Origin of the sequence: Halothiobacillus neapolitanus c2, from assembly GCF_000024765.1 — a bacterium.
Lineage (GTDB): Bacteria > Pseudomonadota > Gammaproteobacteria > Halothiobacillales > Halothiobacillaceae > Halothiobacillus > Halothiobacillus neapolitanus.
On record NC_013422.1, the window covers coordinates 2,130,201 to 2,143,139 of the forward strand.

At 57.3% G+C, this 12,939-nt stretch carries 11 protein-coding genes; 8 read left to right on the plus strand and 3 right to left on the minus strand.

Annotated features, from left to right (window positions below; genetic code table 11):
* Nucleotides 1–102: 102 nt before the first annotated feature.
* From sucC to xrtK, 8 genes are all read left to right on the plus strand, one after another.
* Nucleotides 103–1,308: an ADP-forming succinate--CoA ligase subunit beta gene (gene sucC, locus HNEAP_RS09895; protein WP_012824842.1), complete on the plus strand. Its 1,206-nt coding sequence runs from the start codon at nucleotides 103–105 to the stop codon at nucleotides 1,306–1,308.
* Nucleotides 1,305–2,192, plus strand: coding sequence for a succinate--CoA ligase subunit alpha (sucD, locus tag HNEAP_RS09900; RefSeq protein ID WP_012824843.1), 888 nt, complete (start codon nucleotides 1,305–1,307; stop codon nucleotides 2,190–2,192). The genes sucC and sucD overlap by 4 nt, the downstream gene beginning before the upstream one ends.
* Before the next feature lie 52 nt (nucleotides 2,193–2,244).
* The gene (locus HNEAP_RS09905; RefSeq protein WP_012824844.1) at nucleotides 2,245–3,930 is read left to right on the plus strand and encodes an NAD+ synthase; all 1,686 of its coding nucleotides are present in this window, start codon (nucleotides 2,245–2,247) and stop codon (nucleotides 3,928–3,930) included.
* Nucleotides 3,931–3,985: 55 nt separating this feature from the next.
* Nucleotides 3,986–4,171, plus strand: coding sequence for a tautomerase family protein (locus tag HNEAP_RS09910; RefSeq protein ID WP_012824845.1), 186 nt, complete (start codon nucleotides 3,986–3,988; stop codon nucleotides 4,169–4,171).
* Nucleotides 4,172–4,182: 11 nt separating this feature from the next.
* On the plus strand, nucleotides 4,183–4,884 hold the full coding sequence (creB, locus tag HNEAP_RS09915) for a two-component system response regulator CreB (RefSeq protein ID WP_012824846.1): 702 nt from the start codon (nucleotides 4,183–4,185) through the stop codon (nucleotides 4,882–4,884).
* Nucleotides 4,881–6,311, plus strand: coding sequence for a two-component system sensor histidine kinase CreC (gene creC / locus HNEAP_RS09920; RefSeq protein WP_012824847.1), 1,431 nt, complete (start codon nucleotides 4,881–4,883; stop codon nucleotides 6,309–6,311). The genes creB and creC overlap by 4 nt, the downstream gene beginning before the upstream one ends.
* Before the next feature lie 89 nt (nucleotides 6,312–6,400).
* A complete protein-coding gene (locus tag HNEAP_RS09925; protein ID WP_012824848.1) occupies nucleotides 6,401–8,416 on the plus strand; it encodes a VIT domain-containing protein in 2,016 nt (671 codons plus the stop codon).
* Nucleotides 8,403–9,158 (plus strand): exosortase K, encoded by a 756-nt coding sequence (gene xrtK, locus HNEAP_RS09930; RefSeq protein WP_012824849.1) that lies wholly within the window; start codon nucleotides 8,403–8,405, stop codon nucleotides 9,156–9,158. The genes HNEAP_RS09925 and xrtK overlap by 14 nt, the downstream gene beginning before the upstream one ends.
* Here the strand turns inward: xrtK and HNEAP_RS09935 are convergent.
* The 3 genes from HNEAP_RS09935 to HNEAP_RS09945 form a co-directional block, all read right to left on the minus strand.
* A complete protein-coding gene (locus HNEAP_RS09935; protein ID WP_012824850.1) occupies nucleotides 9,140–10,198 on the minus strand; it encodes a thiamine phosphate synthase in 1,059 nt (352 codons plus the stop codon). The two genes, xrtK and HNEAP_RS09935, sit on opposite strands and share 19 nt — an antisense overlap.
* A gap of 30 nt (nucleotides 10,199–10,228) precedes the next feature.
* Nucleotides 10,229–11,455 carry a bifunctional glutamate N-acetyltransferase/amino-acid acetyltransferase ArgJ gene (argJ, locus tag HNEAP_RS09940; protein WP_012824851.1) on the minus strand — a complete coding sequence of 409 codons (1,227 nt, stop codon included), beginning with the start codon at nucleotides 11,453–11,455 and terminating at the stop codon, nucleotides 10,229–10,231.
* Between the two features lie 85 nt (nucleotides 11,456–11,540).
* Nucleotides 11,541–12,878 (minus strand): YdgA family protein, encoded by a 1,338-nt coding sequence (locus tag HNEAP_RS09945; protein WP_012824852.1) that lies wholly within the window; start codon nucleotides 12,876–12,878, stop codon nucleotides 11,541–11,543.
* Nucleotides 12,879–12,939: the final 61 nt, after the last annotated feature.

Here is a 12,939-nt window from a genome sequence, read left to right on the forward strand (position 1 = left end):
TTGGCCACGCGCAACCAGTCGTAAATCAAAGCGAGTCCCTATACACAACGGTCACAGTGCGCCAAAATAACGGTTTAATTTCGCACGAACCATTGTGGTGCCATGAACTTACACGAATATCAAGCCAAAGCCCTGTTGACCGGCTTCTCTGTACCGGTCGCGACGGGACTGGTTATCAACCATCCCGCACAGGCAGCCGATGACCAACTCCCACCTAGCGACGATCAACGCTGGGTGCTCAAGGCTCAGATTCACAGCGGTGCCCGCGGCAAGGCAGGCGGCGTACTGATTGCCGATTCGCCCGATGACATTCGTGCCAAAGCGGCCGAGTTGCTAGGCAAAACCCTGGTCACGCACCAGACCGGGCCAACGGGTCTTCCCGTGCATCAACTGCTGATCGAGCCGGCGAGCGCCATCACGCAGGAACTGTATCTGGCCATGACGATCGACCGCCAACGCCAGCGTGTCGTGGTTATTGCTTCACAACATGGCGGCATGGACATCGAACAGGTTTCCGCCGAACACCCCGATGCGATTTTCCGCCTGTACATCAACCCGACCGTGGGTTTGATGGGCTATCAGGCCCGTCGGCTCGGCTTCGCGCTTGGTTTGAGCGATACCGCATTGAAGCAGTTCCCCGCACTCTTGCGCGGCGTATACGATGCCTTCATCAAGAATGACGCCGATCTGATCGAGATCAACCCGCTGGCCGTTACCGCCGACAACACCCTGTTGGCGGTCGATGCCAAAATTGCCATCGATGGCAATGCGGCGTATCGGCAAAAAGCTCTGTTCGCGACGCGCGATGTCACTCAAGAGGATCCGACCGAAGTCGCCGCTCAGGCCAGTGGTCTGAACTACATTTCGCTCACCGGAGAAATTGCCTGCATGGTGAATGGCGCGGGTCTGGCGATGGCGACAATGGATTTGATCCAGTCGGCGGGCGGCAGTCCGGCCAATTTCCTCGATGTTGGCGGTGGCACGTCGACCGAAAAAGTCGCGGCCGCATTCAAGCTGATTCTGGCCAACCCGCGCGTCAAGGCGATTTTGGTCAACATTTTCGGCGGGATCGTGCGATGCGATCTCATTGCAAATGGCATCATCGCGGCCGCGCATGAAGTCGGGCTGACCCTGCCGACCGTGGTTCGCCTGGAAGGCACGAACGCGGCCGAAGGCCGACGCCTGCTGGCTGAATCCGGCTTGAACCTGATTGCGGAAAATGATCTGGCCGCCGCCGCCGCAAGGGTGGTCGCCCTATCAAATACAGATTCGGCCAATAAAGATTCGGCCAACGGAGCGGACGCATGAGCATCCTCATCAACAAACAAACACGCGTCATCTGTCAGGGCTTTACCGGCAAACAGGGTACCTTCCATTCCGAACAGGCCATTGCCTACGGTACGAATTTTGTGGGCGGCGTCACGCCGGGCAAGGGCGGCCAAAGCCATCTCGATCGTCCTGTGTTCGATACCGTACATGACGCGGTGCAACAAACCGCTGCCACGGCGAGCATGATCTACGTGCCTGCCCCGTTCGCCGCCGATGCCATTCTGGAAGCGGCCGATGCGGGCATCGAAGTCATCGCCTGCATCACCGAAGGCATTCCCGTTCTCGACATGCTGAACGTCAAGGCCGTGCTTGCTTCGGACTATCCAGACGTCCGCCTGATCGGCCCCAATTGCCCCGGTCTGATCACTCCGGGCGAATGTAAGATCGGCATCATGCCGGGCTCGATTCACCTGCCGGGACGCATCGGCATCGTGTCCCGCTCCGGCACGCTCACCTATGAAGCGGTGGCTCAAACCACCGCTGCGGGCTTGGGCCAAAGCACCTGCGTTGGTATCGGTGGTGACCCGATCCACGGTATGGATTTTATCGACTGCCTCGCGCTGTTTGCCGACGACCCTCAAACCGAGGCGGTTATCATGGTCGGCGAGATTGGCGGTAATGCCGAAGAAGAAGCCGCTCACTTCATCAAGGAACAGTTCAATAAGCCGGTGGTGGCCTACATTGCAGGCGCCACCGCGCCCACGGGCAAGCGCATGGGTCATGCGGGCGCCGTGATTGCAGGCGGACGCGGCAGCGCGGAAGACAAATTCCGCGCCCTCAAGGCCGCGGGCGTACATATCGTACGCGACCCAACCACCATGGGCCGCACCATGGCAAATCTGCTCGGCTCGAAGAACGCATGAGCCAAATCCCATGAGCCCCAATAAATGAAACAAAACAAATGAAACCCGTCAAATGACCTCGGCAAATCCGACCGAAGCGGGCGCTGTCCGCATTGCATTGGCGCAAGTCAGCACACAGGTGGGCAATTGCATTGCCAATGCCGACCGGGTGATCGAAACCATTGCCCGCGCTCGGCAGGAACTTCAGGCTCGTGTGGTGGTGTTCCCTGAGTTGACGCTGACGGGGTATCCGCCCGAAGACTTGCTGCTGCGCCATGATTTCCTGGCGCAGTGCGATGCCCAGATTGAACGCATCGCGGCGGCGGCGCACGATATGGCCGTCATCATCGGCGCACCCCGACGCATGAATGGCGATACCCATCAACCGGGCGATGCACCCGCCGCACTCGAAAACGCCGCCATCGTGATTGATCGCGGGCAGATCGTCGCTCATTACGCCAAACGCGCCCTGCCCAACTACGGTGTTTTCGACGAAAAACGCTACTTTAAAAAGGGGCGAGAAGCCTGTGTGGTCGAAATCGATGGCGTGCCGCTCGGCATCACCATCTGCGAGGACATCTGGGAAAGCAGACCCGCCGAAGAAGCGGCAGCAGCAGGCGCCAAAGTTATTCTGACTCTGAACGCATCCCCCTATCACCGACACAAAACCGACGAACGCGCGCGCGTCGTGAGCCAGCGGGTTCGGGAAACCGGTTGCCCGATCATTTACGTGAACTTGGTCGGCGGGCAGGACGAACTCGTATTCGACGGCCGCTCGTTTGTGGCCGACCATTCGCAGATCGTCAGCAAGCTCCCGGCATTCAAGGAAAGCTTGGGCTGGGTGGATGTGTTTCCCGATGGTCGGATCACCGCGCATGGCGAGTCGCACCACTGGCCACATGGCGAAGAAGAAGTCTATAGCGCCCTTACTGCGGGCATTCGCGACTACGTTCGTAAAAACGGCTTTCATGGCATTGTGCTTGGATTATCCGGCGGCATCGATTCGGCGCTGGTACTCACGCTGGCCGTCGACGCGCTCGGCGCCGAGAATGTTCTGGCCGTGCGCATGCCTTCGCGCTACACCTCGCCGATGAGCCTGACCGACGCAGCCGAGCAATGCGCCCATATGGGCGTCGCCATGGAAACGCTGTCGATCGAACCCGTATTCAACGAACTTAAATCCAGCCTGTCCCCGTTATTCGCCGGGCTCGCGGAGGATGCGACCGAAGAAAACCTCCAGGCCCGCACACGCGGCGTACTCCTGATGGCTCTTTCCAATAAATTTGGCCGTATGTTGCTGACTACCGGCAACAAATCGGAACTGGCCGTCGGTTATGCCACACTGTACGGCGACATGGCCGGTGGGTTTGCCCCCATCAAAGACGTGCCTAAAATGCTCGTCTACGCCCTCGCGCGCTGGCGCAATACCCACAAAACCGGCGAGCACCCCCCCATCCCCACGCGCGTGATTGAACGCGAGCCATCGGCAGAACTCCGCGCGGATCAACGCGATGCCGACTCCCTGCCGCCGTACGAACTACTCGACCGGATCATCACCGCGTTTGTCGAAGAAGATCAATCCATTGAGGATATGGTCGCCGCCGGACTGGATGAAGCGATCGTCCGAAGAATTACCCGCCTGATTCTGCTCAATGAGTACAAGCGCCGACAAGCACCGCCGGGCATACGCATCAGCCGCCGAGCGTTTGGACGCGACCGGCGCTATCCGATCACATCGGGTTTCAATCCCGGCGCCTGACCCTGCCCCATCAAATTCGCGACTCGCTTCAACCCCAGCTAAAGGAGATACGACCATGCCCGTTGTCACCATCAAACTTGCCGGTAATCTGACGCGCGAACAGAAAAAGCAGATTGCGGCAGAAGTTTCTGACACGCTGGAGCGCGTTGCGCAAAAACCCAAGCGCGCCACGTATATCACATTCGAAGAATTACCCCGTGAAGATTGGGCCGTGGGCGGGCAGTTGCTGGACGAGAAATAGGCCAGCAGCCCATGAGCGCCACCATCCTTCTGGTCGAGGATGATCGTCCCATTGCCGAGAATGTGATTCTCGCCTTGGCGCGGGAAAACATTGACTGCCAGCACGTCACACTTGTCGCGGATGGATTGGCTCGGTTGCGCTCCGGCGGTTTCGATCTGGCCATTCTCGACGTGGGACTACCTGACGGAAATGGATTCGATCTATGCCGGCTCGTGCGCGGTTTTTCCGACATACCCATCATCTTTCTCACTGCCCGATCCGATGAAATAGATCGGGTCGTCGGCCTGGAAATCGGTGCGGACGACTATGTTCTGAAACCATTCAGCCCGCGCGAGCTGGCCGCCCGGGTCAAAACCATCCTGCGCCGCAGCCCGGCCTCGCTCGCCACAAGCTCTGCCTCGCCATCCCCATCTTCAATCCAAACCGCCTTCGTGGTCGATGAAGAACGTGCGGTCGTTCTGTTCAAATCACGGCCACTCGATCTCAGCCGAACCGAATACCTCATACTGAAAACCATGGCTGCACGCCCGGAACGCGTTTTCAGCCGAGCCGAGTTGATGGATGCGGCCGGACTTGCCGCCGCCAGCCTTGAGCGTTCGGTCGATACGCACATCAAGAGCCTGCGCGCCAAACTGACAGCATTGGCAACAGATTCTGATCCGATCCGCACTCATCGTGGACTTGGCTATAGCCTGGCCCGAGGCGATACGTGAACTTCTTCGTTCGCTTTTTCGTCGGTTATGTTCTGGTCGCCGCCCTTGCCGTTCTGCTGGGGATGAAACTTTTTACCGATCAGCTCGTTCCGGGCGTGCGTCAATCAGTTGAAGAAACGCTGTTGCAGACCGCTAATCTGTTGGCCGAATTCGCCTCTCAGGAAGCTTCTGAAAACAAAGGCATAACCGATATTGAAACACTCTTTCAGGGGTATCAGAAACGGCGCTTCCAGGCGCGCATCTACGGCGTACTCAAAACCACCCCCAACCTGCGCGTGTATGTCACCGATCAAAACGGCATCGTGGTTTTCGATAGCGAGAACCACGATGTCGGCAAGGATTATTCACGGTGGCTCGACGTCCGCCGCACGCTCGCCGGTGCGTACGGCGCACGAACTTCACCGGAAGAAGAAAATGGTGTTGTCGGCAGCGTCATGTATGTGGCAGCCCCCATCATGAAGGACAACCGCATTGTGGGCGTGCTTTCTGTCGGCAAACCATCGCGCTCGTTCCAAAGTTTCATCGACTTGACACTGGAAAAAGCCTGGGAATCCGCGTTATGGCTCTTCGCGTTAGCGTTGTTGCTGGCACTGGCTTTTTCCTACTGGATGACTCGCGACCTGCGCCGTCTGGTGGACCATGCCAATGAAGTGGCTCAAGGCACGCGCGACCGCATTCCCATCGAAGGCCGCAGTGAATTGCGCCGCCTCGCACAAGCACTGGAGCACCTGCGCACCGAACTGGATGGGAAAGCCCACGTCGAAAAGGTATCGCAACTACTCGCACACGAACTGAAAAGCCCGATTGCTGCCATCCGAGGCGCTATTGAACTGCTGCCCGATGAAACAGACTCTGAACGTCGCATTCGCCTTGAAACCAATATCGCGACCGAAACCACGCGCTTGCAACGTATCGTCGATGGCGTACTCAATCTGGCCCGCGCCGAGAATCGGGGCCGGCTTGACGAGCGGCAAGACATCGCGTTCGACGATCTCGTTCAAGATGTCGTAAACGAGCGAGCAGACCGATTGGCGAACAAGTCATTACACGTAAAAACCACCCTCTCCCCGACCAAGGTTTCTGGGAGTCGGTTTCTGCTTCGACAAGCTGTCGGCAACCTGCTTGATAATGCAATCGATTTCAGCCCAAGAAACGGGGTGCTTGAAATCAACGTTTCTCAAGAAGACGATCAGGTTCAACTCACTATCCGAGATCATGGACCGGGCATTCCAGACTATGCCCAACCTCGGCTCTTCGAGCGGTTTTACTCAACCCCCCGCCCCGATAGCGGCGAGCGCAGCAGCGGTCTCGGCCTCAATCTCGTGCAGGAAGTCGCTCGCCTTCATGGCGGACACATCGAACTCCACAACCATCCACATGGCGGAGCCGAAGCCTGCCTGAACCTGCCCGTCGCAAAAAACACCTAATTCACACACAGTCCACACACAGGGCCGACAAACACCCCACACGTATTTTCTAAGCTGGCGTCTCCTTCAACCCACCAAGAGGTGACACCATGAAACGGGGACTGTTATTCCTATTTGCCTGCCTGATTTTTTTCTCTGCTGCCTACGCATTCGCCGACAGTGGGCGCGAATGCACCAACTGCGACCACAGCCTGGCGCCACGATTATGGATTCCAGACGGCGATCCTAATACCGATCACCTGCCACTCAAATCCAGCTCGGCCGATATCGTCATTGATGGTCCGATTGCTCGGGTAACCATCACCCAGCGTTACCGAAACGAAGGCACGCGCCCAATCAATGCACGCTACGTCTTTCCCGGATCGACGCACGCTGCGGTTCAAAGCCTCACCATGAACATTGGCGATCGGATCATCAAAGCCAAAATCAAGGAAAAGGAAGAAGCCAAGAAAATATACGAAGTAGCGAAACAAGCCGGAAAACATGCCGCATTGCTGGAACAAAAACGTCCGAACGTATTCATGATGAACGTTGCGAACATCATGCCTGGCGACACCGTTGAACTGGTGCTGCAATACAGCGAATTACTGATTCCCGATGATGGCGTATACCAGTTGGTCTATCCGACCGTGGTCGGGCCTCGTTACGGTGGAGATCCGATTCGGGCCACACCCCATAACCGATGGATAGCCAATCCCTACGCCAAAGATAACACTGACGGTTCAAACCCGGCCCAGATCAAGACCGACATTCATGTGCGCATTGCCAGCCCGATTCCAATCAGTGACCTGCGTTCGGCGCAACACAAGATCGTCACGCATTGGTTGAATGACAAATCGGCGGAAATCAGTCTCGATCCATCCGAAACACACACCGGTAATCGGGACTTCATCCTGAGTTTCAGACTCCAGGGCGCCAAGATCAATTCAGGCCTGATGACCTACGAATGGAACGGCGAGCATTATTTTTTGATGATGGCTCAACCGCCCAAGCGGGTTGCACCCACAGAAGTGATGAAGCGCGAATATCTGTTCGTGGTCGATGTCTCCGGCTCCATGTACGGCTTCCCCCTCAACACGGCCAGCGACCTGATGCGCGAACTGCTTAGCAGCCTGAAGCCACAGGAAACCTTCAACATACTGTTCTTCTCGGGTGGTTCACGCGTGCTGTCACCCACCCCGTTGCAAGCAACACCAGAAAACCTGCAACGGGCCATGACCATGATGCGGAGCATTCAGGGTGGCGGCGGCACCGAATTGCTCCCGGCACTGAAAACAGCGTTTGCGATGCCGCGCACGGAAGATACCGCCCGCAGTATCGTTGTCATCACGGACGGTTATGTCGACGTCGAGCGGCAAGCCTACGATTTGATCAAACAAAACCTGAACTCGACCAATCTCTTTGCCTTCGGCATCGGATCGTCGGTCAATCGCTATCTGATGGAGAGCATGGCCCATGCCGGTCAGGGCGAACCGTTCATCATCACAGGCCCGAATGACGTACCGGGTGTCGGTGCACGGTTCCGTCGCTATGTGGACGCACCGGTTCTCAGCCATATCAAAATCCGGGGCAATGGCGTGGAACTGTACGATACGGAGCCGTCTGAAATCCCGGTCATGCTCGCCGAGAGACCCATCGTAATCTTCGGCAAATACCGCAATGCGCAACCCGGCGCCACGCTGGAACTCACGGGCACCCGTGCCACGGGGGAATACCGCGCTACCCTATCGTTGGACGACTCCAACGGGCAGGCCGACAAGAATCAAGCCGAACTGCTGCCCGTACTGTGGGCCCGCCAACGACTGATGTATCTTTCCGATCTTCAGGGCGACGACGACGCGCATCGGGATGAAATCATCCGTCTCGGCCTGCGTTACTCTCTGCTGACGCGATACACCTCGTTCGTCGCGGTCGATGAAACGATCAGCAACCCGAACGGCAATACCACGGACGTCAAACAACCGCTGCCGCTGCCACAAGGTGTGTCCGAGTTGGCCGTGGCACAGCCCGTACCCGAACCCAGCCTGTACTGGTTGCTGCTTGCGCTGGCTGTCCTGTTCGCTTCAGATCGACTGTTCCGGAAGAATCGCCATGTTCCGCACTGAACATCTCGACATACCCGCTGACGCGCGCCGGATGCGGGGCGGAGTATTCACCTGGGGGCTTGTCCTGCTGATGGTCTTGGCGTTCAAAGCGCTGTACTCATCGGTGCCAACAAGCCAACTGCAATGGTTGCTCTGGCCCTTGGCTACCTTGCTGAACAGCGTCGGCACACTCGCGTTCACCCCGACACCATCGGGCGAGTGGCTGGATGCCGGCCACAATCTGATCATTGTCAAAGCATGCGCAGGCGGCAATTTCCTGATTGCCTCCTGGCTGGGCTATCTATGGCGATGGCGCAACCGGCTCGGTCCGTTGATAGCGTTGAAGGCTTTCGGCGCGGCTTGGTTAACCACGCTGATTGCCAACACAATACGCATTCTCCTCATCGCTCATGGTCAGCACGATCTGGCGCTGCACACCGGCTTATCGGCTGCCGACAGTCATCGGCTGATCGGTATCATCGTCTATTTCGGCATTCTGTCGTTGCAGCTCGCAGGGGCGGGCGCCCTGATAACCGCATCGACTATCTATCTCGGAATTACCGTGTTGCTTCCCTGGCTAAATGCCCTATTGTCTGGGCGAGCTGGCATTGATCCGCAAGCCGCGCTGTGGACGGCCACGATACCTGTGCTCGCCCTGTTCAGTTACGGGTTATGGAGACTGATTAAGCCTTTGATCGAACCCAAACTCATTTCAACGAAACCCGATACAACGCAAAGCCGTCATCAAGAGTCCATCCAATAGCCACGAATGGCGGCGACCCCCTGCCCTGCCAACATTTGCACCTGGGGCAGGTGCGTTTCCAAGATGCCACCAAGCGCATAGGTGGGCATGGTGGCTTCGCGAGTCAATTCCGCGAACTGTGCCCAACCGATTCCGGATTCTCCCGGATGGCTTAACGTTGGTAGGATGGGAGAAATCAGCAAGGCATCGACGCCGACCTCATTGGCCAATCGCACTTCTTCCAAGGTATGGCCGGATGCACTAACCCAACGATTTTGTGCACGCCAATTCGCCAGGGCTTCCCGATCCACCGAGGCCAGACGGTGTCGATTTAAGTGAACACCATCTGCGCGACACGATATGGCAATATCCAAACTCGCATTCACCCACGCGGACAACTCAAACGACTGAACGGTGGCCACTGCGGCGGTCCACTGGGCCATGCTTAGATCCCGACCGGGACGTAATTGCACGATGGATGATCGCCCCCCAAATGACGATCGAAATTGCTGTCTAAGCGCATTGGCTGTCTTGACCAATGCCTGATGCCAAACGGAAAACCCGGCATCGCCCGCACCGCACGCAGCTGTAATTGCTATTCGAGGCGGCAGGCACAAGGCAGCGACAATCCCCCGATTGGCAGGTGGCAAGGCGCTCATCCACTCGCCATGCCGACTGCAATCCAGTGTTTGAGCTGTTACCGATTGTCCTTCGCGGCCATGAAGTTCGCCTTGCCACTTTTCGACTCGATAGACAATGAGGCGAAGGTGCTTGGATTTCGGTTTGCCTTCAAGATCGCTTGAATTGGCCGAGTAAACCCAGGGAATTTCCATAAGCAACCGCGACGCTTGCGGCAGGATACCGAGTTCCTCAAACAGTTCGCGAGCCAATGCATCTGTGGGAGATTCATCCGGCTGGCACTTGCCACCGGGAAACGCCAGCATCCCGCCCAGATGCGCAGAATCGGGGCGGCGCTCAAGCCAATATTGGGGAAGACCGGCCTGATTCGGTCCGGCCGGTAAAACTGCGAGTGCGATTCGTGTTTCTTCCGGAGGACTCATTGCCGAATAAACAGCGTGGCCGAGCGGAACTCAGGAGCGATATTCGGCATTGATCTTGACGTAATCGTAGGAAAAATCGCAGGTCCAGACCCGATCCCGCGCCGACCCGCGACCCAGCGTGATGCGCATGGTGATGTCTTCGCGCTTCATTACCTCAGCGGCACGCGTTTCGACATAGGACGGATCACGGCCGCCATTGCGAACCACTTCGACATCCCCCAGCCACAGGCCGATTTTATTGACGTCCAGATCATCGATACCGGCATACCCGATTGCCGCCAGAATCCTTCCCAGGTTCGGATCGGATGCGAACAGCGCCGTTTTCACCAACGGGCTGTGCGCGATGGCTTTGGCGATTTGTACGCATTCGGCGCGATCACGCCCTTGTTCGACCTCGATGGTGACGAATTTCGTCGCGCCCTCGCCATCGCGGGCGAGCGCCTGTGCAAGAAAGACACTCACCTCGGCGACAGCGGCGTACAGTGCGTGATAATCAGCCCCGTCGATTTCCTCGACCAAGGGCGCATCGACTCGACCATTCGCCATCAGAATGAACGAGTCGTTGGTGGAGGTATCGCCATCGACCGTGACGCGATTGAAGCTCTCATTGGTCACTTCGTTCAGCAGGTGCTGCAACACGCCTGCCGGCACACGGGCATCAATGGCCACATAGCCCAGCATCGTCGCCATGTTGGGGTGAATCATCCCCGAGCCCTTGGCAATCCCGGTTACCGTCACGGTCTGCCCTTTGATCTGACAGGAGGCAGTGCGTCCCTTGGCAACGATATCGGTTGTCATGATCGCGCCCGCCGCACGCAGCCAGTTGTCTTCGGCCAGGTTCGCCAGCGCCGCAGGAATGCCCGAGATAATCCGATCGGCGGGCAAGGACTCCATGATCACGCCCGTGGAGAACGGCAGAATCTGATCTTCCTTGCAGCCCAACTCGTTGGCGAGTGCCGCGCAGACCTGGCGCGCACGAGCCAAACCGTCCTCGCCCGTACCCGCATTCGCATTGCCGGTATTGATGACCAGTGCACGGGGCGCTGTCGACGCAAGATGGGTACGGCATAACTGGACAGGTGCGGCGCAGAATCGGTTTTGCGTGAATACACCCGCGACTGTCGCGGTTTCAGGCAAGCAAATGACCAGAACGTCATCCCGATTGGCTTTGCGCACACCGGCCTGTGCCACACCGAGCCGAATGCCGGGAATGAGTGTCAACGAACCGGCAACGGGCGGGGTTAATCCAACTGGCATAGCTTTTTACCTCGATTCAACAACAAAACGACCCCATAAGAGGTCGTCGAATTAAGTCATCCGTCACGGTTGCCTCAAGCGGCGCTTACCGTGCAGACATGGCTGACATCACGCCCAGCAAATCATTGGCTGGCAAGCCGTTGATGGTGAGCTGTCCGGCCTTGAAGGCAAAATTGGTCGACAACATGCCATTGGACTGCGTGATGTACCCTTTTTGCACCATTTGCTGCAGTTGCTGCTCATTCACCGCTTGGCGATCTGGCCCGGCTTCAGTCTGAGCCGCCTGATAAACCGCTTCGGGAACGCTGAAATCCCCTTTCATGTCGAGAAGATTAAGCAGCGACATCGGATTATTCATCCCTTCCTTGCCATGCCCCGGTGGCAACTCCGCGGAGAAATGCAGCGCCACGGTACCATCCGGCAATTTGAAGCTGATCGGATCAATCTCAAATTTCGGCCCCGCATTCAGCAAGGCGGGCAGATGCGTCATCACGCTCATGGATACCGCCTGTTTGATTTTGTCCGGATCACCCATGGTCTGCTTTTGCGCAAGCTGTGCCTGCTTAACAATGTCTTCAAGCGCGGGGGCGTCGACCCGCGAAATGCCGTATTTGAATTTCAGATCCTTCATCGTGCGGAAGGCAGGCGGCGCGGCAGAAAAATCAGCATTAGCCACATCCAAGCCGACATCAACGGCGAAATCATCGCCGGTCCGCAAAGAGTGACTCGTCAGAGCCAATCCGGAAAGAGCGCCCTCGTTGCCCACCGTCAACGAAGCAACTTTCATTGCAAACTGGCTGTTCCAGGCAATGTGGCTTTTCTTGTCCATCACCCCATCGGCATCAAGAGTAATACCCTTGAAGGCAGCCGATTGAGGCATGCCCTTATCGTCTTTCTGACCGGTGATATTCAGCGAATCAAACGCGCCGGTATAGGCGAACTTGCCGCTGGCCGCGGCATCGATTGTCATCGTGCCGCCACTAAAGGTGACTTGAGGTTGGTTGATGGGCGCAAATTCACCCTCGGTGTGCGCACCACCGAACACGCTCAGCGCCGTGTTCAGCACGACCGGCTCTTTCCCTGAAAAGAGTTGCTCAACCTGAGGCTTGATTTCCGTATCCGGCACCCAAACGGTTTGGATCGTGGCATACCGACCATCCACCCCGGGAATCTGATTGATGGTGTGCTTGAAATGAATGAGATAGCGTGTGCCATCTGCGCCAGCCAGTGTGACATGAGAGGTTGCTGTCGAACTCAAATAGCCTCGCTGATATGAGTCAAGCGACCAGGTGATGCCATCAGAGAGCCCCGGAAGCGCACTGACCGATTGCATACGTTTTTCGATCATCATGCCGGAAACGTACGGTGCGGCCGCGATGCCGGCGACAATTACCACACCCAGTCCTATCGCCAGTTTATTCATCGTGTCCATTCCTTGAATTATTAGTTTATTTCGGCCGCAGCCAGCTTTTATCTGTCTGCGA